This window comes from Mucilaginibacter sp. SJ (genome assembly GCF_028993635.1).
Taxonomy (GTDB): domain Bacteria; phylum Bacteroidota; class Bacteroidia; order Sphingobacteriales; family Sphingobacteriaceae; genus Mucilaginibacter.
On sequence record NZ_CP118631.1, the window covers coordinates 6549323 to 6570351 of the forward strand.

At 42.9% G+C, this 21029-nt stretch carries 17 protein-coding genes; 6 read left to right on the forward strand and 11 right to left on the reverse strand.

The genetic code is table 11. From position 1 onward, the window contains the following. Positions 1–110: 110 nt before the first annotated feature. From MusilaSJ_RS26895 to MusilaSJ_RS26910, 4 genes are all read right to left on the reverse strand, one after another. Positions 111–2834, reverse strand: a complete 2724-nt coding sequence (locus tag MusilaSJ_RS26895; RefSeq protein WP_274987826.1) for a carboxypeptidase regulatory-like domain-containing protein — start codon at positions 2832–2834, stop codon at positions 111–113. A gap of 156 nt (positions 2835–2990) precedes the next feature. Further along, positions 2991–3953: a hypothetical protein gene (locus tag MusilaSJ_RS26900; RefSeq protein WP_274987827.1), complete on the reverse strand. Its 963-nt coding sequence runs from the start codon at positions 3951–3953 to the stop codon at positions 2991–2993. Positions 3954–4007: 54 nt separating this feature from the next. Beyond that, the gene (locus tag MusilaSJ_RS26905) at positions 4008–4946 is read right to left on the reverse strand and encodes a hypothetical protein (RefSeq protein ID WP_274987828.1); all 939 of its coding nucleotides are present in this window, start codon (positions 4944–4946) and stop codon (positions 4008–4010) included. Between the two features lie 73 nt (positions 4947–5019). Next, complete coding sequence (locus MusilaSJ_RS26910; protein WP_274987829.1) at positions 5020–5961, reverse strand: hypothetical protein; 942 nt, start codon at positions 5959–5961, stop codon at positions 5020–5022. A gap of 86 nt (positions 5962–6047) precedes the next feature. Between MusilaSJ_RS26910 and MusilaSJ_RS26915 the strand changes: the two genes are divergently transcribed. After that, the gene (locus MusilaSJ_RS26915) at positions 6048–6515 is read left to right on the forward strand and encodes a CYTH domain-containing protein (protein WP_274987830.1); all 468 of its coding nucleotides are present in this window, start codon (positions 6048–6050) and stop codon (positions 6513–6515) included. 7 nt (positions 6516–6522) lie between these two features. On the opposite strand, the gene MusilaSJ_RS26920 is transcribed toward MusilaSJ_RS26915, so the two are convergent. Then, complete coding sequence (locus MusilaSJ_RS26920) at positions 6523–6816, reverse strand: hypothetical protein (RefSeq protein ID WP_274987831.1); 294 nt, start codon at positions 6814–6816, stop codon at positions 6523–6525. Positions 6817–7146: 330 nt separating this feature from the next. On the opposite strand from MusilaSJ_RS26920, the gene MusilaSJ_RS26925 reads away from it, so the two are divergent. Together MusilaSJ_RS26925 and MusilaSJ_RS26930 are read left to right on the forward strand one after the other, a co-directional pair. After that, a complete protein-coding gene (locus MusilaSJ_RS26925; RefSeq protein WP_274987832.1) occupies positions 7147–7485 on the forward strand; it encodes an ArsR/SmtB family transcription factor in 339 nt (112 codons plus the stop codon). Continuing rightward, entirely contained in the window at positions 7482–7907 is a 426-nt protein-coding gene (locus MusilaSJ_RS26930; RefSeq protein ID WP_274987833.1) for an SRPBCC family protein, read from the forward strand. Before MusilaSJ_RS26925 ends, MusilaSJ_RS26930 begins: the two co-directional genes overlap by 4 nt. 117 nt (positions 7908–8024) lie before the next feature. Here the strand turns inward: MusilaSJ_RS26930 and MusilaSJ_RS26935 are convergent, their stop codons facing one another. The 3 genes from MusilaSJ_RS26935 to ppnP form a co-directional block, all read right to left on the reverse strand. Then, positions 8025–9503, reverse strand: coding sequence for a glutamate synthase subunit beta (locus tag MusilaSJ_RS26935; RefSeq protein ID WP_274987834.1), 1479 nt, complete (start codon positions 9501–9503; stop codon positions 8025–8027). Between the two features lie 3 nt (positions 9504–9506). Next, positions 9507–14024: a glutamate synthase large subunit gene (gltB, locus tag MusilaSJ_RS26940; protein ID WP_274987835.1), complete on the reverse strand. Its 4518-nt coding sequence runs from the start codon at positions 14022–14024 to the stop codon at positions 9507–9509. A gap of 700 nt (positions 14025–14724) precedes the next feature. Then, positions 14725–15006, reverse strand: a complete 282-nt coding sequence (gene ppnP / locus MusilaSJ_RS26945; RefSeq protein ID WP_274987836.1) for a pyrimidine/purine nucleoside phosphorylase — start codon at positions 15004–15006, stop codon at positions 14725–14727. A gap of 164 nt (positions 15007–15170) precedes the next feature. Between ppnP and MusilaSJ_RS26950 the strand changes: the two genes are divergently transcribed. Continuing rightward, on the forward strand, positions 15171–15737 hold the full coding sequence (locus MusilaSJ_RS26950; RefSeq protein WP_274987837.1) for a DUF6252 family protein: 567 nt from the start codon (positions 15171–15173) through the stop codon (positions 15735–15737). 80 nt (positions 15738–15817) lie between these two features. On the opposite strand, the gene MusilaSJ_RS26955 is transcribed toward MusilaSJ_RS26950, so the two are convergent. Continuing rightward, on the reverse strand, positions 15818–16246 hold the full coding sequence (locus tag MusilaSJ_RS26955; RefSeq protein WP_274987838.1) for a hypothetical protein: 429 nt from the start codon (positions 16244–16246) through the stop codon (positions 15818–15820). A gap of 228 nt (positions 16247–16474) precedes the next feature. On the opposite strand from MusilaSJ_RS26955, the gene MusilaSJ_RS26960 reads away from it, so the two are divergent. After that, positions 16475–17026 (forward strand): sugar O-acetyltransferase, encoded by a 552-nt coding sequence (locus MusilaSJ_RS26960; RefSeq protein WP_274987839.1) that lies wholly within the window; start codon positions 16475–16477, stop codon positions 17024–17026. A gap of 150 nt (positions 17027–17176) precedes the next feature. On the opposite strand, the gene MusilaSJ_RS26965 is transcribed toward MusilaSJ_RS26960, so the two are convergent. After that, complete coding sequence (locus tag MusilaSJ_RS26965) at positions 17177–17962, reverse strand: DUF817 domain-containing protein (RefSeq protein ID WP_274987840.1); 786 nt, start codon at positions 17960–17962, stop codon at positions 17177–17179. 3 nt (positions 17963–17965) lie between these two features. Then, the gene (locus MusilaSJ_RS26970) at positions 17966–18736 is read right to left on the reverse strand and encodes an oxygenase MpaB family protein (RefSeq protein ID WP_274987841.1); all 771 of its coding nucleotides are present in this window, start codon (positions 18734–18736) and stop codon (positions 17966–17968) included. Between the two features lie 343 nt (positions 18737–19079). Here MusilaSJ_RS26970 and MusilaSJ_RS26975 point away from each other — a divergent pair, with 343 nt between their 5' ends. Then, entirely contained in the window at positions 19080–21014 is a 1935-nt protein-coding gene (locus MusilaSJ_RS26975; RefSeq protein WP_274987842.1) for an LTA synthase family protein, read from the forward strand. The last annotated feature ends 15 nt before the right edge of the window (positions 21015–21029 follow it).

The following is a 21029-nucleotide window of genomic DNA, read 5'->3' on the forward strand; positions in this document are numbered from 1 at the left end:
AAGCAGCATAGCTAAGCTAAAATTGATATGGATAGGGATAAATAAAAAGCCCTGGCTGCTTTTTGGCAACCAGGGCTTTTTTAATTCATTAGCAAAATTTGTACAAATTTTTATTTTACGTTGTAGTGGATCACACTTCGGCCTATATTACCTTCGGCGTCAATTCCCTCAATTATAGCACGGTATGAGCCGCGCTGGTCGCTGTTAAAGAAGCTGATAGTTGCAGTGCCGGTTGCTTTATCGGTAATTACGTTAGGTTTCCAGTAAATAGTATTACGTAAATCGCCGCCAAGCGTGCCTGCTTTGGTTACATCATATTTAGGCGAGTAAAACTCTTTGGCCTTGGTATAGCCCTGCACTGCAAAAGTGATCACATTTTGTTTGGGGATAAGTTCCTGCAATTGTGCAAGTGTTATCTTTTGTTTTTTAACAACCTTTTTGTTAATCACCAGTACACCCTTGGTTTGGGTATTACGGTTAATGCCGCTTACCCCATCATTTAAAAAGATCTCCACAGATTCAACCTCGCTCGATGGGATGCTCGATAAAAAGTTGGCATCAACAGGCAGGCTGCCTACATATACCTGCACCGGGGTGCGGCCACCGGCATTGTAATCGCGGGTAACGTAAAAATTGTTGTCGATATAGGTAAGGCCCATTGCCATGGTTGATAAACAGTTTAACAACAAAGGGCAGCCCTGTAATTGCTGTGCAGATACTTCATGATCGGCCTGCATAGGTAAACCTGAAAAGGTGCCGTAATCAGCATGACTGGCTTTTTTTACGATCTTGGTTGATTTTACAACAACTTCCTTTATGGTGCGTGAGCTTTGATATTGCTTATAGCTGTTTTGTAAATAAGGACGGAAAGTACTGTCAATATTCAGGATCTCATCGGGGATATTGTTGTTTTTGCTCAGTTTTTGATAAGCTTCGCCATTAACCGATATGACCATGTTGCGTCCGTTAGGATTGTTACGGGCACTCAGTGTAATTTTTGACGTATCCGGCACATTCACGTTTGAGAATTTAAAATTGCCCGACATATCGGTAATTGTTTCTGCCGAAAAGTTTTTATCAGGAATAAGCAACCTTAAACTGCCTTTGGCTACCGGGAGGCCCGCATTGGTCCTCAATGTTCCTGTTACGTCAATGCCTTGCTCCGGCATTAGGTATATAGGCGGATTTTTGTCGGCCAGTATATCCTCATAATCAAAACGACGGTAACCCTGGGTAAGCATCAAAATATCCAGGTTGGTCAGTTTTTCATCATCGGGTTTATTGAAATAATAGTTCGGTTTTTCGATGTAACCTTTCAGATCCGAGGTAAGCAGCATATTACTCAATATGGTTGATTCTGTATCTTCATTTGACGGTACTGTACCATCATCAACAACAGCTACCGAAAAGCTGCCTTCGGCCGGGGTTGTATTGTTTTTTGCCGATACAGTGATCTTAACGTTGCCCCTTGTAGTGTATGATGGTTTATCAGTTTTAAGGGCCAGGTTCATCTGGTCGTTATGCTGAATAAACACAATCCGCTCGCACAGAGCATATCCGCCAGATGAAAACAGCGTTACCTGCACAATACCTGTGGGGAATTTACTTTTAGGGATATTGGCCGAATAAACCGTGCTTTGTAGTACAGTTTGCGCCGCATAGTAAATAACACCGCCGCTTTGCGCCACCAGGTAAAAACTTTTGTTTTGTTTGCGCTGAAAAAACAAATCGTTAGCCGATATTTTTACGGTGAGGTTAGTAGGATCATTGTTGTAAACGGCAATGTTGATCCCCATAGACTGCACGCGCGGCAGGTTATAGGTAGCCTGTGATCCATCGGGGAAAGTAATGTTTGCTTTGTACGATCTTTCGATATCGGGAGTAATAGCGAAGATGCCCATCCCTAAATGGGCACTACTGATCTGGGCAACTTCGACGCCTTTATCATCAACAATAGTTCCTTTGATATCTACGCCCAGCCCGCTTGAGGCTATAGCCTTAAAAGCAACTTTTGTGCGGATTCCGTTGGTTAACTGCCCTCCTTCCGGAAAAAACTGCACATCATAGCCTTTAACGGCTGTACGCATAGAAAAGCTGCTGCTGATAGTTTTACGGTCGCCAACGTCAATGGAAGTAACCAGGATACCGCCGGTAATTACATCGGCCTGGCTTTCGGGCAGGTCAACCTGCAATACGCCTTTATCATCAGTAATACCGTGGCCTTTGCTTACAGGGTCGCCGTTTTTCATCAGCTGCCAGTTTACTTTTTTGTTGGCATACGGACTGTTATCAGGCCCTTTGTAAAGGATGGTGGCATCAACTTTAACACCTGTTCTTTTGCTTGAGCTTTTATAAGTGATGTTGGTGCGTACCTGGTTATCTATGGCATTGCCAACATTAAAAGTATGGTCATAAAAATAATCCGGGTCGAAATTACGCATCCAGTTGGTGTAGCTGCGCAGGCGGTAAGCCCCCTGTTTGTAGGTATCGCCATTAAGCACAATGTTGCCGCTTGCAAACCCGTTGGTTACTGCAATGCGCTGACTCTCAACTACGGAATCGCGGTTGTTGATCAGGTCGACATATACTATGCGGCTCAGTGCCGATGGCTGGTGCTTTTCAATGGTTACATAGGCTTTAAACCAAATGGTATCGCCAACAGCGTAATAAGGTTTATCTGTATGCAGGTAAACTTTCTCGATAGGGTAGCTGCTGTTAAACTTGCTGGTTTTTTCAATTATGGTTGTTAGGGGGATGCTATCCTGCTGGGCAAAAACAGATGCGCCAAAAGCGGTTAGCAGGCATAATAGGAGTAAAAATCGACGTATGATCATCAATATAAGTTAAAGAAGTAACAGGGGCTAATATAAACATTTAGCCGTATTGCATTTTTTGCGGCCGTTTATTTAACACTTTTTTACAAATGCTTTTTAGCCGCTTGCGAAAGTTAAACGCTAAAAGCTATACGCTTATACAAAATAGCACAATTGTTACTTGGCTGCAGTTTTGGCCTTGCCCTCAACATGCACGGAGACCATGCTTGCGTGAATGATGCCCAGGGTAGTACCAGGCTTTACATTAAGGTAAAATTTAAAGTAGCTGTCCACAACGGCTTTTGATGTATGAATATAATCGGCTTCTCTTTCCTGGTCGCCGTTAAATCCGACAAGCGGCGCACCGTAGTACAAACTGCCTTTATCATCAACATACATAGTGAAGGAAAAATAGAAATCCTTATAGGCATTTTTGATCACAATGTCGTAAGTAGGGTCGAGGTAGTCATCAGAGTTATCGAAATTATTAAGTATGTCCGGTTTGGTAGTGCGGCCAGACACGGTTACCAGCGGGCTTTTGCTGGTTATAATAGCCGGCTGTCTGGCTGCAAAAGCCTTGGTATAATCTGCAGTTGCTTTAGCGGCAAGCGAACGGATGAATACAGTATCGGCACGGCTTGGCCTTCTTAATGTAGCGGTATCGGTGTGCAAAACGTTTTTTACATAATTATCAGCAAAAAATCGCATGAACACCTTGGTGCCTTTAACATCAAGTGAATCCCCTTTCTGGATCAGGATTTCCATGGTTATGCTGTCCTTATTGATTTGCCTTATCTTTAGCCATGAACGCGCTGCATTGAAGATGGAATCATAACCCCGGGTAAGCGGGAAATTAATAAATGCATTTTTTGTTGGACTGAAAATGCTTATCGAATCGTCTGAAACAAATTTTAGCTTCCATTGCGGCTCCAGTTGATAACCGTATTCGTTAAACGAGAGGCCATTTTTTTGACGCCTGGATACTTCGGAGTAGTTGATACCATTGTAAGGTTTAAAGGAGATCAGCTCTCTTTTCTTTTTACCTGAAGGGCTGCTGCCGCAACCCGAAATAAAGGCAGATATGATGATGAGCAGCCCAAATGCTGCAGTTTTTAACGTTTTACGATTGATAAGTAGCATTGCTGCTAAAGATATAGATAATTTGATAAATGGCTAAAAAATGGACCGATATCATTATAAGCCACTTTTGCCGGTAACGTTTACCGCAATCTCGCTGGTATGTACAACGCCAAGCGTACTGCCTGGCTTTACATCAAGATAAAACCTGAGGTAAGTTTCCATTACGGCTTTTGAAAGATGGGTGTTGCTTACCCTTTGAGTTTCTTCGAAAAATACCCGCAGGGGTTTACCATAATACATCCGCCCCATGGGGTCAACAAAAATTGAAAACGAATAGTAAAAGTTTGCATAGGCTTTATCAATGGTGATGTCAAACTCGGGTCGCATATAGTCGGATGGGTTAAAATTGTTGAGCATGGTTGGCTCGGTATGGAGTTTTTTTATTTTTATCCGGTTGCTGCTGCTGCTAAGTTCAACCGGTTGGCGGGCTGCAAAGGCTTTTTTAATGTTTTTATTGGCCGCTTCGGCTAACTGCTTTATATATATCGAGTCTTTGCGGTTGGGGCTTTTACATTTGCTCAAATCGCCGTGAAGTGTGTTTTTAATATAATTATCGGCATAAAAAACCATATAAACCTTTGCGCCGCGGGTGTCAACCGAATCGCCATGGGCTTTAAGCATTTCGATGATCATGCTATCCTTAGTCATGGTTTTAACTTTTAACCAGGCGCGGGCGGTATTAAAAACAGAATCATATCCGCGGGTAAGCGGAAAATTGATGAATTGTTTTTTAGCCGGGCTGTAGATACTGGCTGAATCATCGGAAACGAATTGCATTTTCCATTGCGGTTCTAATTGATAACCGGAGTTATTAAATGACAGCCCATTATCTGATCTGCGCGCTATTTCTGTATAGCTGATACCTAATACAGTTTTAAACGAAATCAGGTCTTTTTCGCCATTGTGTTTAACAATATTACGTTGTTTGCAGCCCATGCAAAGCAAAGTCAAAACAAAGCAGGTTAATTTTGCTATAGGTTTGTTAGGTATCATATAGGTATTTGTTAAACATATGACTTATTATGAACGCTAAAATGAGGAGTTTACATACCCCCGTGACTTAAATCTACACGCCCCGGTTTCCCGTAACATGAACGGCTATCTCGCTGGTATGCACTATACCAAGTGTTTTACCGGGAATAAAGTTTAGGTAGTATTTAAGGTAACTGTTCATTACCGCTGTAGAGAGGTGAATATAATTTTCCTCGTAGCTTTTTTCCGAAAATGCCGTAAGGGGTTTTCCATAATGTATTTGCCCGGCCGGATCAATAAACATGGAGAATGAATAGTAAAAATTGCTGTAGGCTTTATCGATGGTAATATCAAACTCGGGGTTCATATAATCATAAGAAGTATCGAAGTTGTTAAGCATGGTTGGCTCTGTATGGCGTTTACTAAAAGTAACATGCGGGCTTTTGCTTTTAAGTTCGACGGGCTGCCGGGCGGCAAAGGCCTTGTTAACATTTTTGTTTGCGGCATCGGTTAACCATTGTATGTAAACAGAGTCTTTTTTGCTCGGGCTTTTGCATTTGCTTAAATCGCCGTGAAGTACATTGTTTATATACTTATCCGCATAAAAAACCATGTAAACTTTAGCGCCGCGCGTATCAACGGAATCAGCATAGGCCTTAAGCAATTCAATGATTATGCTGTCTTTTGTCATGGTTTTAACTTTGAGCCAGGTGCGGGCTGTATTAAAAATAGAGTCATAACCACGGGTAAGGGGGAAATTGATGAACTGCTTTTTGGTTGGGCTATAGATACAGGTAGAATCATTTGAAACAAATCGCATTTTCCATTCCGGTTCTAACTGGTAACCAAAATGGTTAAATGATAGCCCGTTTTCTGAACGCCGCGCAATTTCGGTATAGCTGATGCCAAAGACAGGTTTAAATGAGATCAGATCTTTTTCGCCGTCATGTTTAACAATGTTGCGGTGTTTACAACCAAGGCAAAACAAAGTCAATACAATGCAGGTTAAATTTGTAAAAGGTTTAGCAATTAGCATATAGGTTCGATATATTATAAATATATGATATTTACCAACGCCCAAATGTTAAATAATGCTAAAATTGCAAGTTGAGAATAAATCTGATGGCAATTGAAATAGAACGTAAATTTTTGGTAGATCAGGAGAAATGGCAGCTGGTAACAAAGCCTGAGGCAATGCATTTCAGGCAGGGGTATATTTTTAGTGATGAAAAGAAAACAATAAGGGTACGGGTTACTGATACAGAAGCATATATCACTATAAAAGGAAGTACAGCAGGTTTTAGCCGGAGCGAGTTTGAATACACCATTCCCGCAGCCGATGGCATTCAATTGCTTGATAACTTTGCAGTCTCTGAACTGGAAAAATACCGCTACCGCATTACTTATACCGGTAAACTTTGGGAAGTTGACGAGTTTTTAGGCGATAACCAGGGTTTACTGATGGCCGAAATTGAGCTTGGCAGCGAGGATGAAAAGTTTGAACTGCCGCCATGGGTAACAACTGAGGTAACCGGCGATGATCGGTATTATAATGCCAGATTAAGCGTTCATCCTTTTAAAAACTGGTAGCAACCTTTCAGGCACATTCCGGTAAGCCGAGCAGATAGTCGGGTTTGGATTCGTCGTAAACCGTTTTAACATACTTGTTTCCCTCGGGACAAATAGCAGGGATCAAACTGGTTTTATTGCCTTTGTCATCAATAATGTAAGCCTCACCATCCTCATGTTTTATCCAGTCATAAAGTTTCGACCTTTCGGTAAGGCCTTTTACATTGATCCGCTCGTTGATCCATTCAAGTGAGTCGATGGCCACATAAGGGTTATCGTGCGGTGTGGTGTCGGTTTTTATAGATACTATACGTACTGCCATTGTATTAAATTGCATTAAACATTCAGGTGTGATAAAAATATGGCAAAAAACAATACCCCGAAATAGGTATAATCACCCAATTTTCACTACGTAAAATTACCTATGGTATAAGTGCTGCCGCTTACTGCCTATATCCTTATTTGGCGAATAATGAAATGATTTGAGGATAGGGGTGTATTGCATATGCTTGTAAATAAGTATGTTGAAAGTAAAGTAGCACCCTGTAGGTGCGTGTTGCGTCTTTTTAAGAAAATTAAAATAGATGTTGCGTAACCAAATGGTTTCATTTATATTTGTAACCGAACGGTTTTATGTTTCCGTTCTGTTACTATGCGAAGAGATGTTTTCCAGGCCATTGCCGACCCAACCCGCCGTGAGATCATTAACCTGCTGGCCAGCCGGCAAATGAACCTTAATGCCGTGGCCGATAATTTTGATATCAGCAGGCCGGCTGTATCCAAGCACATAAAAATATTAACCGAATGCGGGTTGCTCGTTATTAAGCAACAGGGGAGGGAACGCTATTGCCATGCCGATTTGAAACAGTTAAAGCAAGTTACAGACTGGGCAGAGCAATACCGCCGGTTTTGGACGCAGAAGCTGGATGCCCTCGACGCTTTTTTAACCAACGAACAAAATACAGATAACCAAAAAAACAACAAACTATGAGCACACAACCATTTGTAATTGAACGCGTTTATTCAGCGCCCATTCAAAAGGTATGGGAAGCCATTACCGTTAAAGAAAAAATGAAAGAATGGTATTTCGACCTTGCCGAATTTAAACCCGAGGTAGGATTTGAATTTGAATTTACGGCGGGAGATAACGATAATTTTCAATACCGTCACCTGTGCCGGGTAACTAAAGTTGTTGAGGGTAAAACCATTGCTTATACCTGGCGATATGATGGCTACGAAGGCGATTCGGAAGTTACGTGGGAACTGTTCCCTGAAGGGAATGGTACCAAATTAATCCTCACCCATAGCGGTCTGGAAACTTTCCCGCCGTTGGATTCCTTCAAAAAAGAAAATTTTGTTGCCGGTTGGACACATATTACGGGTATTTCGCTTAAAGAGTACCTGGAAAAGTAAAAAACAACAAAGCCGGGCAAACGCCCGGCTTCATAATTAAAACAATATGATAAGGAGATTTCTACTTTGTGAGTTAAAAATAACTAACCTCTAATCTCAAACCTCCAATCTCTAACATTAAAACACCTGGTCGAACTGGTTAACGGCATCTTTGCTTTCCAGTAAGGAGTGTCCCATTAAAAACTCGTCAACCTTACGGGCAGCTTCACGGCCTTCTGATATAGCCCAAACCACTAATGATTGTCCGCGGCGCATATCGCCTGCTGTAAATACTTTGCTTACATTGGTACGGTAAACACCTTCTTTAGCTTTAACGTTTTTACGGTCGTCAAGTTCTACACCAAGCTGGTTGATGAAAGTATCATGTTGTGGATGTAAAAAACCCATAGCCAGGAATACTCGCTGACAAGGTATCTCACGCTCCGAACCTTCAACCACATGGAATTTTACCGGGCGACCCATAAAGTCCTGCTCCCATTCAACATCAACTACTTTTAACGCGCGAAGGTTACCTTCTTCATCACCTAAAAACTCTAAGGTGTTAACACCCCAGAAACGGTCGGCACCTTCCTCGTGTGAGCTGGTAGTTTTCAGTACCATTGGGTAAGTAGGCCATGGCATATGCTGTGTACGCTGAGCCGGCGGCTGGAACATCACCTCAAATTGTTTGATTGATGCAGCACCCTGACGGTTTGAAGTACCCACACAGTCCGACCCGGTATCACCGCCGCCAATTACCACTACGTCTTTACCGGTAGCTATAATATCTTCGGCAGTAACTTCAATATTGCTAACACGTTTGTTTTGCTGTTTCAGGAAATCCATTGCAAAATGGATGCCTTTTAACTCACGGCCCGGAATGTTAAGGTTACGCGGAATAGTTGAACCGCCTGCTAAAATCACGGCATCGTTGTTACGTACCAGTTCATCAGCAGCTACGTTTACACCAACCTCGCTGTTGTATTTAAATACAACGCCATCTTTTTCCATTACTTCAACGCGGCGCTCAACAACCCATTTTTCCAGTTTAAAATCAGGGATGCCATAGCGTAATAAACCACCTGCACGGTCATCACGTTCGTAAACGGTAACGGTGTGGCCAACTTTCACCAATTGTGCAGCAGCGGCAAGACCCGCAGGGCCCGAACCTACAACGGCTACCTTTTTGCCCGTTTTAACAAGCGGTGCAGTTGGTTTTACAAGGTTTTTCTCATAAGCGATCTCGATGATGTGGCGCTCAATTTCCTCAATAGCAACAGGCGGCTTGTTGATGCCTAACACACATGCAGATTCGCATGGGGCAGGGCAGATGCGGCCCGTAAACTCAGGGAAGTTATTAGTTGATGATAATATATGGTAAGCTTCTTCCCAGTTTTTACGATACACAGCGTCGTTAAACTCAGGAATGATATTACCAAGGGGGCATCCCGAATGGCAGAAAGGGATACCGCAATTCATACACCTGGCCGATTGCTGGTTAAGCTTCTCTTCAGTATATAAATTCACAAATTCGTTATAGTTCTTAACGCGTTCAGCAGCCGGAACTTTTGATGGAAGTTCGCGATTAAACTCCTGAAATCCTGTAGGTTTTCCCATTTCTTAGCCTATGGTTTGATATTGTAATTTCTCTAATACTTTTTTATACTCTCTCGGGAATACTTTCACAAACTGGGTTGATGCTTCATTCCAGTTGTTTAGTATCTTTTGCGCCAGCTTGCTGCCGGTTAAAGTGATGTGTTTACGCAGCAGGGTGAGGATCTGCTCTTCGTCTTGTACGCTTAGCGGGTCAAGGTCAACCATTTCGGTATTGCAGTTTTCTGCAAACGTACCTTCAGGATTGTAAACCCATGCTATACCTCCGCTCATACCGGCTGCAAAGTTGCGGCCTGTATTACCAAGAATAAGCGCACGACCACCGGTCATGTACTCGCAACCATGGTCGCCGATACCTTCAACAACAGTGGTAGCGCCAGAGTTACGTACCGCGAAACGTTCGCCGGCCATACCACCTACAAACAATTCACCTGATGTAGCGCCATAAAGGGCTACGTTACCGATGATGATGTTATCTTCAGGTACAAAGGTTGCATTGGCAGCAGGATAAACAGCTATCTGGGCACCCGAGAGACCTTTACCTACATAGTCGTTAGCTTCGCCTTCCAATTCGAAAGAAACACCTTTAGTGGTGAATGCTGCAAAGCTTTGACCGGCCGAACCTTTAAATTTGAAGTTAACAGTATTGTCAGGTAAACCAGCCGAACCATAAACTTTAGAGATCTCGTTAGATAACAAGGTACCGATGGTTCGGTCAACGTTAATCACATCAAACGAAGCAAATACCGGGGTTTTATCTTCAATAGCAGGCTTCGCAGCTTCCCATAGTTTCCAGTCAAGGATATTGGCCATGCCATGATCCTGTGATTCACTGTTGTACAGGGTCATGCCTTTGGTGTTGGTAACCGGGTGCAGGATGCCGCTAAGATCAATCTTTTTGGCTTTCCAGCTTTGCAGGTTATCTTTTACTTTCAGGAATTGTACGCGGCCAACCATTTCATGAATGGTGCGGAAACCAAGCTCGGCCATGATCTCACGTAATTCCTCAGCCATAAAGCGGAACAGGTTTACGATATGCTCAGGTTTGCCCGAGAATAATTTGCGCAATTCAGGGTCCTGGGTAGCAACACCTACAGGACAGGTATTTAAGTGGCATTTACGCATCATGATACAGCCGCCTGCAACAAGGGCAGCAGTAGCTACACCCCATTCTTCGGCACCCATCAGGGCAGCGATAGCCAAATCCCTGCCGGTTTTCAGCTGACCATCTGTTTGTAATACCACACGGCTACGCAGTTTGTTGCGTACCAGTGTTTGGTGAGCTTCGGTTAAACCAAGTTCCCATGGTAAACCGGCGTGTTTGATAGAGCTTATTGGCGATGCGCCTGTACCACCGTCATAACCGGCAATCAGGATCACATCGGCGTGAGCTTTAGCAACACCTGCTGCAATAGTACCCACACCTGCTTTTGATACCAGCTTAACGTTGATACGTGCTGCACGGTTAGCATTTTTAAGGTCGAAGATTAGTTGTGCCAAATCTTCGATAGAGTAAATATCGTGGTGCGGCGGAGGTGAGATCAAACCTACACCCGGGGTAGAATGGCGGGTTTTAGCGATCCAGTCGTCAACCTTATGGCCCGGCAGCTGACCGCCTTCACCTGGTTTTGCGCCCTGCGCCATTTTTATCTGTAACTCATCGGCATTTGTAAGGTAGTTTGAAGTTACCCCAAAACGGCCTGATGCTACCTGCTTAATTGCTGAACGTAATGAATCGCCGTTTGGCAATTTGTCGTAACGCATTTCATCCTCGCCACCTTCACCGGTATTGCTTTTGCCGCCAATGCGGTTCATGGCAATAGCCATGGTGCTGTGCGCCTCGTGCGAGATAGAGCCGAATGACATGGCACCTGTAGCAAAACGCTTCATGATGCTTTCTGCAGGTTCAACCTCATCAATGCTGATTGATTCGCGGTGGTGGGCAAAATCAAGTAAACCACGGATGGTGAAGTGCTTTTCAGTTTGCTCGTTAACTACCTTAGCGTAGTTCTTATATACCTCGTAGCTATTAGTACGTGTGGCGTGCTGTAACAGGTGAACGGTAGTAGGATTAAACAAGTGGGCTTCGCCGCGGCGTTTCCACTGGTAGATACCACCTTCAGGTAACAGGTTGTCAGCTCCTTTAGCTTCAAAGCCCATTTTGTGTTTGCAAAGGGCTTCGCGGGCAATTTCGTCAAGGCCTAAACCGCCTATACGGGTAACTGCACCGTGGAAGTATTTGTCAACAACTGACTTGTTCAAACCAAGGATCTCGAATACCTGTGCGCCATGGTATGACTGTAAGGTTGAGATCCCCATTTTCGAGAAGATCTTCAGCAAGCCATCGTTAATAGATTTAACGTAGTTGTTACGCAGCTTTTTGATATCGTAACTGGTTTCAAGGCTGCCGTTATCTTTAAGCGTTTCAATAGTTGAAAGCGCCAGGTATGGGTTGATAGCTGTAGCACCAAAGGCCAGTAAGCAGGCAAAGTGATGCACTTCCCAGGCATCGCCGGTTTCAACAACCAGACCAACAGCGCCACGGCGACCTTTGCGGATCAGGTGGTGGTGTACTGCCGATACAGCAAGCAGGGTAGGGATAGGAGCATGCTCAGAGTCAACCGCACGATCCGAAAGGATCAATACTTCGAAGCCGTCATCAACGGCATCTTCGGCATAGCGGCAAAGGCGGGCAATGCCTTTTTCCAATGAACCCGGCAGGCCATCAGCCTTAAAGTATGTTTGCAGGGTTTTAGCGTGGAACAGGCCGGTATCGATACTGCGCAGTTTTTCTAACTGGTGGTTTTTCAATATCGGGTGTTTCAATACCACGCAATGGCAGTGCATTTTATCTTCGTCTAACAGGTTGCCATTGTTACCGATAAAGGTAGCAAGGCTCATCACCAAACGCTCACGGATCGGGTCGATTGGCGGGTTGGTTACCTGGGCAAAGAATTGTTTGAAATAGCTTGACAGGTGCTGAGGTTTATCCGAAAGGATAGCCAAAGGCACATCGGTACCCATTGAGCCTACAGGCTCTTTGCCGTCTAATGCCATCGGTTTAATGATGGTGTCGATATCCTCACGGCTGTAGCCAAATACCTGCTGGTAACGGTATACAGAGGCTTCAGACAAGCTGGCGAAAGCCAAACGTGGTTCTGAAAGCTCGCTCAGGTTAATTTTATAATTCTCTAACCAGCGGCCGTATGGCTGCTGTGATGCAATTTGTTGCTTGATCTCTTCATCAGTGATGATGCGGCCTTTTTCAGTATCGATCAATAACATTTTACCAGGCTGTAAGCGGCCTTTGCGTAAAACAGTGCTTTCGTCGATAGCTAAAGTGCCGGCTTCTGATGCTGCTATTACACGACCATCATTGGTGATTACGAAACGTAGCGGGCGCAAGCCGTTACGGTCAAGCAGGGCACCTACCAGTTTACCATCGGTAAAGGTAATAGCGGCAGGTCCATCCCATGGCTCCATCAAAGTAGCGTGAAATTCGTAGAACGCTTTTTTAAGCGGATCCATGGCTTCGTTGCCATCCCATGCTTCAGGCACCAGCATCATCATTACATGCGGCAATGAACGGCCGGAGTGCAACAATATTTCAATGATATTATCCAGGCAGGCAGAATCCGACTGGTTGTTATCAATCACCGGCAACAACATGTCCATTTCTTCGGCAGTAAAGTAAGACGAAGCGTATGATTTCAGGCCGGCATAAAACCAGTTTAAGTTACCTGTAAGAGTATTGATCTCGCCGTTATGCGCAATTAAGCGGAATGGCTGGGCCAGTTTCCATGAAGGGAAAGTATTGGTAGAGAAACGCGAGTGGATCATGGCAAAGCCCGATGCGATACGCGGATCAGAAAGATCAGTATAGTATTTACGCAGCTGGTAGGTAGTAAGCTGCCCTTTGTAAATAATGGTTTTACAGCTTAATGATGTAAAATAAAAATTATCAGAAGCGCCGGCTACCGTTTCAGTAATGGTTTTGTTGATATACCTTCTGAGCACGAATAATTTGCGTTCAAAATCATCGGCGTTGGTAATATGATGCGGTCTTGCAATATAAATTTGCTCAATATCAGGCTCGGCCTGGCGGGCTGTTTCACCAATAACTGATGAATCAACGGTAAGCTTACGCTCGCCCAGCTTATGTAAACCTAATTTTTCAATAGCATTGTTAATAATGGTACGGCAGGCCTTTTTCTGGGCCGAATCTTTAGGTAAAAATATCATACCTACACCATACTCGCCGGGTTCCGGCAGGCTGATCTCAAGGTTTGAGCATTCTTCCATTAAAAACTCATGGGGCAATTGTATTAAAATTCCCGCACCGTCCCCGCTCTCGGGGTCGCATCCGCACGCACCACGATGTTCCATGTTTTCAAGCATGGTTAACGCGTTATCAATAATTTGGTTGGTTTTATGACCGTTGATATTGGTTATAAATCCCGTTCCGCACGAATCGTGTTCAAATTCCGGTCTGTAAAGACCCTGGTGGCTATCAGTTTGATCCATTGTTTAAATTAAACCGTTTACAATTTTATAAGGGGTGTAACCACGAAGTTACCAAAACTCAAATAAATTATAAAATTTACGGTAATTTTTAAAGATTTCTAAAAAATCAATTATTTAAATCATAATTATTTAACATTATCTCAACAAAAAGAGATAAATATTATGATGTACAAAATGAAAGTACGAAAAAAATTATTTAGAATCAATATAAAGTTATACCAAACTTGTGCAATACATTTATTAAAGCTGACTTTTTAGCTATAACCAAATTAAATTTTGTGGTGTTTCTCTATGTGATTAGTAGGATTTGGAGTGTATGTTCATAGTTGATGGCTCATGGATCATCGTTGAGAATTGGATTAATTGAGGAAGCGAAGCCATTGGAGCATAACGGCAGGAGGTGCCAGAGGTGCAAGAGTTTGGTGGCGATAAGATAGGAGAATTTTCAGCGTACCGCACGTGCACAATACAATGCCTTTTGCAAAGTACCAAAAGAATAGTTTAATTGTCTGAACCGGAATTTATAGAATTAAGGAATTAACAGAATGCTGAGTACTGAAAGACTTACGAAGTTTTCGAAACTTCGTAAGTCTGAATATCAATTGACTAAGTCTTTAAATTGTATTTGGGAGAGTGATTACCTTTAGTTAACCATGAGCTATCAACCATGAACCATGATCTATAGGCCATGAACTGCCAACTACTTATAAGTACACAAATAAGAACTCTGTATTTCTGTTTTTACTTTAAATGAAGTATTGGCTTCAATTTCAAAAGTTTGGCCGTTGGTAAATGTTTGCCATTTGTCGTGGCCGGGCAGGAGGGCTTCAAGACTGCCTTCAATTACGGTCATGGTTTCGTGGCTTGATGTGCCAAATTCATATTCGCCGGGCTCAATAACGCCAATGGTTGAGCGGCCCTGCGGGGTAGTGTATGCCAGTGATTTTACGGCACCTTCAAAATATTCGTTTACGTTGATCATGTTTAAAAATTTCGGCCTAATATGGTTAAATAAAATGAATTGTATTATAATTGGGGCTTAACTATTAAAAGCCGCCATGCCGGCGAATGTTAAAATATGTGAAAAAAGTAATTTCGGTTGTGATTATTACTTCTTAAACATCGTTATTTGCATAAAATTTATATATGAGGAAAATCCAACTATTAATGCTGTTCGTTTTATCAGCTATAATATTCCAGGGCTGTAAAAAGGACGTTGTTACTTCTGCTTCCACTACTTCCGACCAAATACTTGCCGCAACTATAAATGGTACATCATGGATCCCTGATGATGTTACCGCTACTATAAATTATGATGCCACTGCTAAAACAAAATCATTTAGTGTAGTTGGTACTGCTGACCTGAAAAGAGTAAAATGGACGATTACTTTAAGTGATGCTAATGCTACCAATGTCAATACTTTTCCGGTGGCTACTTATAAGGTTGACGCTACCAACAGGGTAAATATGGCTTATTTCACATCAACTGGCGGTACATCTTATAATCAGGTAGGTGTGGTTGAGCCAGGTTCGGGTTCTATCATAATTACCTCTATAGATCCATCAAAAAATGTGATAACCGGTACCTATAGTATGACCACCAAAAAGGTAAACTATAATGATGATGGTACCATAGCATCTATTGAAACGTCGCAGATATTAGGTGGTACATTCACTAATCTGCCTTATACGTTTACCCAGGTGAGTAACTAAATACAATTAGAAATATATAACATGAACGCCCCGGGTTGCAATATCCCCCGGGGCGTTCATATTTTAAAACCGACCTATGATTATTGACCAGGACTTGCTGGCCTGGTCGGGCTCGACGGATTAGGTGTCGGGCTTGGTGTTGTCGGGCTTGGCGTATTTGGTATAGGGCTTGGGTTAGGCGTATTTGGCTGCGGCTCCGGATTAGGGGTATTAGGTGTTGGTGAAGGGTTTGGTGTTGGCGTTGGCGTTGGCGCAGGAGTTGGTACCCGATTTGGATCAGTAGGCGTTGGTGCTGGTGTCGGCGTTGGACTTGGCACCGGATCTGTTGGTTTTGGTGTGGGTACCGGCGTTTTTGGTTTCTTTTTATTTTTATCTGGCACAGTATCAGTGGTCAATGTGTACTTTTTTACTGATACACCGGTATTTTGAGCCTGGTGTCCGTTAGCTAATGCCAAAGAGCCGGCTAATGACAGTGCGATAGCTGCGGCTGTTATTCTTAAATTTTTCATATTTTTTTCTTTTTATTTATGAAAAGTTAACTATTAGTATAACTTGACGAGAGGTGAATAGTTTTTGGAATTTGAAATGAATCGAAAGTCAGGCTCATCAACCACACTATTGAAGCAAATGACCTGGTAATGCAATGAATTATAACAGAGTTTGCATTGTTGATGAGTGGCCGGTTAAATATTGAACACTTATATTTGCCTGTAACCTGCATATGCAAACATTACCCTATGACTGAACTTGAAAAAATGACATCCGGCGAACTGTACAATGCAGGGGATGCCGAACTTGTTGCCGCCCGTTCAAAAGCCCGGCAATTGTTTACACAATATAATGCAACAAGCTATGATGACAAGGAAACCAAAACAGCCCTGTTAAAACAACTGCTGGGAAGCTTTAAAGGCAATATTGATATTCAATCGCCTTTTTACTGTGATTATGGCTTTAATATAATAGCCGGGGATAACCTGTTTCTGAATTTTAACTGCATTATATTGGATTGTGCCCGTGTTACCTTCGGTGATAACGTGTTCCTGGCGCCCAATGTGCAGCTTTATACAGCCTATCACCCGGTCATAGCTGCCGAACGGATCAAAGGCCCCGAATATGCGGCACCTATTACTATTGGCAATAACGTGTGGCTGGGTGGTGGTGTAATTGTTTGTCCCGGAGTCATCATAGGTGATAATACGACAATAGGTGCAGGAAGTGTGGTGACCAAAAGTATTCCGGCAAATGTAGTTGCTGCAGGAAATCCATGCCGGGTGATCAGAGAATTATGATTTCATTATAATTTCGGATTTCGGAATTTCGATTTCGGATTTGGGGACTTTGGCAGCAAGCTATTTCAGACATACGTGAAGGAACCGAAGAAACTTCTTTTATGCTTAGCCCCTTTACTTGAATTACTGAGCTTGACATTGTGAAAGTATTCAAGCTGATAACACCGGTAACGGTTTTGTGCTATCTTTTAGTAATTTTAATTCGGCAACAATGATAAAGCTTACAATTACCAGGAAGGCCCAGGAGCTTATTTTCTGATAATTTACTACTGTCCAGGCATGGTGCTGGTAGGCATAGCGCCAGGCTCCAAGCCGGGTAGCTATATTTTCGGCAAGCCAGATGAAAAAGCCAATAAGCATAAATGACAATATAGTTGGCATGCGATACGCCCGTCTCCGTAAATGAAAAACTACAACCGACTGCCTGAAAAAATAAAGGATCAGCACGCCTATGCCATAGCGGATATCGGGCATAAAATGATTGCTGAAAAAATTAAAGTATATCAAAATACCTATAGTGCGGGCAATGTAGCGGTTAGGCCAGTTTTGTATTTGCAGGTTTAGCCTTCGCCAGGCTTGGCACATATAGCTGGCAACGCTGGCATACATAAAGCCGCTATATAGCGGAACTCCGCCTATTTTCAGATAAGCAAATTCAGGATAGGCCCATGAGCCGTAGTGAACTTTAAAAAGCTCCATCACCAGGCCCAGCAGATGAAATATGCAAATTACCAGTACTTCATCCTTAGTTTCGATCCCGGTGTAATATAAAGCAGCCTGGATAAGCAGGCAGGCTATCAGCATAAAGTCATACCGGGGCAAAATGCCTGTAAACAAATGCGAAAGTGCCAGCATGGCAAATACCAAAACCGGGAACAGGCAGGAGAGCGCCTGCTGCTGTACAAAGATCCCGAAATGTTTAATAGCTGTTTTCATGGATTAATTTAAAGCGTATGCCTGGTCCATTCCCTGGATCTGGATTTTGTATTGTACCGGCAGGAGGGCATCCCTTAAAAACTTTCCGGGTTTAAGATTCTTTATTGCCTTGTATACCTTTAATACAGGCCAAAGCCAGGCTATTTTACCCAGCAGCAGTTCCTGGCTAACCTGCGTGGGCACGGTTAGCAACTGTGCCTGCTTCAGAATCTGGTACCGGGCAAAACCAAGATGTTTTTTATACTGACGGTATAAGTCGGCAGTAAAATCGCTGTTAATTAAGTTGTTTTGAAGATGTTCTTGTCGCATTTGCTGGTAGTGTTGATAATCTATTGGCAGACCTGTTAGCTGCATTCGTTTGCCAACCCGGTTAAATACATTAAACACTTCGGCTTTTTCGGCTGCGCTAAGAGGCTTTTCCAGTAATTCATATGAACGGATGGACAGATCGATCAACAGGAACAGCACATCACGATAAGCCCAGTCGGGTATTTGGGAACCACGGGCCGTTTCAACTCCTTTATGTATGGCGTTTATTTTATCGATGGCCTTTAACGCCTCTTCACGCCCCGAAAAAATGATCTGCCGGGAATAAGCTACAGTGCTAAACAATCGCGCTAAAGGATCGGCAGGGAGTTTTCCGGTGAAATAAAGCCAGTCGACAGCCTTATTTAAAGCAAACTCGGCTGCTGCACCTGCAAAAATGAACAGGATGGTATCTGCCTTGCCCCAGATCCTGCGCACTATCGAATGTTCATCTACAAAAAGGTCCATACTCTATAATTTTAGTTTTTGATATGTTGTTATATGGTCTCCCATAGAATAATTGTATATTTAAAAGTACTTTGTGTTGCAAAGTTAATAAGTAATTTTAAGATATCCAACAGGGGATATGGATATAATAATCCTGGCATTATTTCAGTTCACCTGTCTATGCCCGCAATATCAATTACCCTTATTTGCTAACTGAATGTCATTAAATCACTGTTGATTTAGCATTAAATAATTGTTATCCAATTTTCTTTACTTTCGCTTCCTATTAGCTTCCCGGGGAAAATTGGGTTTGATCAATCCCTGCCGGTCAAATCTTTGGGGAAACTAAAGCAACGCGTTTTTCATGGAAAGTAAATTGAGGTTGGCCGAATATAAAGTACTTTTATACAGGCTGTTTTTGGGGTATTTGTTTTATTTTATTGCAAGGGTATTATTCTTTGCTTTTAATACGCACCTGTTTGCAGTTGACAGCTTTTGGGCGCTGCTTAAATTGTGCTATTACGGTATGGCCTTTGATACCACGGCACTGCTTTATATTAACAGTTTATTCATCCTGTTTAGCGTTTTACCCCTCACGGTAAACACCAGGCCCCGGTTTCAGAAAGGTATGGCTATACTGTACTTTATTACCAACTTACTTGCTTACGCTACCAACTTTGTTGATATCATTTACTATCGCTTTAGCCAGGTACGTTCAACCAAGGCAACACTTGATGTGTTGGCTGACGAGAACAACAAAAAACTATTGTTTACGCATTTTTCGGAAGCTTACTGGTATGTGATCATCATATTTATATTGTGTTCACTTTGCTGGATCTGGCTCTATAACCGGGTGAAGTTAAAATCTGCCGCGGTAAGGGAAAAAAAAGTATATTTCTTATCATCGATAGTGTCGTTCCTGCTCATTCTGACGCTGGTTATCGGAGGCATCAGGGGTGATTTTGCACACAGTACACGGCCTATTAATATGGTTGATGCTTATAAACACATCGCCGTACCCAACCAGGGCGATATTGTGCTGAACACGCCGTTCGCTATTTTCAGGACACTGGGCACCAACAACTACAAACTCCAGCACTGGACGGATGAGGCTTATATTAAAACCAACATCAAACCCATAAAACAATACAACACCAAACCGGCTAATAAACCCAATGTGGTGATCATTATACTCGAAAGTATGGCCCGCGAGTATTGGGGCAGTATGAACCGTAATATTAATATACCGGGATTTAAATCCTATACACCGTTTTTGGATTCACTCTCCAACAGCAGTCTCATATTTACCAATGCCTATGCAACGGGCAGGCAATCAATCCATGCCATGTCGTCGGTATTGGCGGGGATTCCTTCGTTTCAAAATGCTTTTACTTCATCGCCATATGCCAAACAACAGATCCAGTCGGTAGTATCGGTTTGCGATAGCATGGGGTATCAAACTTCGTTCTTTCACGGGGCAGCCAACGGGTCGATGGGATTTCAGGGTTTTGGCAGCATTTTGGGATATAAAAATTATTATGGCCGTACAGAATACAACGACGATAAAGATTTTGACGGTATCTGGGGCATTTGGGATGAACATTTTTTCCAGTTCGTGGGGCGTACGCTGAGCAATCAGAAACAACCCTTTATGGCTACGCTGTTCACCCTGTCATCGCATGATCCATATCAGCTGCCCGAAAAATATAAATCGAGGTTTAAGGGTGGTCCGCTGGCTATTGATAAATGTGTTCAGTATACGGATAATTCACTGCGGATTTTTTTCAATTATGCTAAAACGCAGCCATGGTTTAATAATACCATTTTTGTGATCACGGCCGATCACACCAGTCAAACTTATTATCCTGAGTACAGCAAGCAGGTGAACCGTTTCGCGGTGCCTATCCTGTTTTACAGTGCCAACAATACCTACAATCTTAAAGGCGTGCGTACCGATCTGGCATCGCAAATGGATATTTACCCAACTGTGGTGGATCTGATTGGTTATAACAAACCTTTCAGATCATGGGGGAGGAGCTTGGTGAGTAACCAACCCGATGAGCAGCCAAGGGTGATTAACTCAACAGGGAATATCTACCAGTTTATGCAGGGAAATTATACTTACCTGTTTGATGGTAAAAACTTCACCGGCATTTTTGCCGTGAGTGATAAAGGATTGGAGAAAAATCTGATGACCGCGCAACCCAACGCCGAAATGCAAAAAGGCATGCAGGATTGTAAAGCCCTGATCCAGGATTATACGGATAGGATTGTGAACGGGAAGTTGGTGGCGAGGTAGGGCTTCGACAGAAAC

What these genes read in the sequence shown, in the direction of transcription:
- MusilaSJ_RS26895 (WP_274987826.1), bottom strand. Translation starts at nt 2,834, where the DNA reads ATGATCATACGTCGATTTTTACTCCTATTATGCCTGCTAACCGCTTTT.
- MusilaSJ_RS26900 (WP_274987827.1), bottom strand. Translation starts at nt 3,953, where the DNA reads ATGCTACTTATCAATCGTAAAACGTTAAAAACTGCAGCATTTGGGCTG.
- MusilaSJ_RS26905 (WP_274987828.1), bottom strand. Translation starts at nt 4,946, where the DNA reads ATGATACCTAACAAACCTATAGCAAAATTAACCTGCTTTGTTTTGACT.
- MusilaSJ_RS26910 (WP_274987829.1), bottom strand. Translation starts at nt 5,961, where the DNA reads ATGCTAATTGCTAAACCTTTTACAAATTTAACCTGCATTGTATTGACT.
- MusilaSJ_RS26915 (WP_274987830.1), top strand. Translation starts at nt 6,048, where the DNA reads ATGGCAATTGAAATAGAACGTAAATTTTTGGTAGATCAGGAGAAATGG.
- MusilaSJ_RS26920 (WP_274987831.1), bottom strand. Translation starts at nt 6,816, where the DNA reads ATGGCAGTACGTATAGTATCTATAAAAACCGACACCACACCGCACGAT.
- MusilaSJ_RS26925 (WP_274987832.1), top strand. Translation starts at nt 7,147, where the DNA reads ATGCGAAGAGATGTTTTCCAGGCCATTGCCGACCCAACCCGCCGTGAG.
- MusilaSJ_RS26930 (WP_274987833.1), top strand. Translation starts at nt 7,482, where the DNA reads ATGAGCACACAACCATTTGTAATTGAACGCGTTTATTCAGCGCCCATT.
- MusilaSJ_RS26935 (WP_274987834.1), bottom strand. Translation starts at nt 9,503, where the DNA reads ATGGGAAAACCTACAGGATTTCAGGAGTTTAATCGCGAACTTCCATCA.
- gltB (WP_274987835.1), bottom strand. Translation starts at nt 14,024, where the DNA reads ATGGATCAAACTGATAGCCACCAGGGTCTTTACAGACCGGAATTTGAA.
- ppnP (WP_274987836.1), bottom strand. Translation starts at nt 15,006, where the DNA reads ATGATCAACGTAAACGAATATTTTGAAGGTGCCGTAAAATCACTGGCA.
- MusilaSJ_RS26950 (WP_274987837.1), top strand. Translation starts at nt 15,171, where the DNA reads ATGAGGAAAATCCAACTATTAATGCTGTTCGTTTTATCAGCTATAATA.
- MusilaSJ_RS26955 (WP_274987838.1), bottom strand. Translation starts at nt 16,246, where the DNA reads ATGAAAAATTTAAGAATAACAGCCGCAGCTATCGCACTGTCATTAGCC.
- MusilaSJ_RS26960 (WP_274987839.1), top strand. Translation starts at nt 16,475, where the DNA reads ATGACTGAACTTGAAAAAATGACATCCGGCGAACTGTACAATGCAGGG.
- MusilaSJ_RS26965 (WP_274987840.1), bottom strand. Translation starts at nt 17,962, where the DNA reads ATGAAAACAGCTATTAAACATTTCGGGATCTTTGTACAGCAGCAGGCG.
- MusilaSJ_RS26970 (WP_274987841.1), bottom strand. Translation starts at nt 18,736, where the DNA reads ATGGACCTTTTTGTAGATGAACATTCGATAGTGCGCAGGATCTGGGGC.
- MusilaSJ_RS26975 (WP_274987842.1), top strand. Translation starts at nt 19,080, where the DNA reads ATGGAAAGTAAATTGAGGTTGGCCGAATATAAAGTACTTTTATACAGG.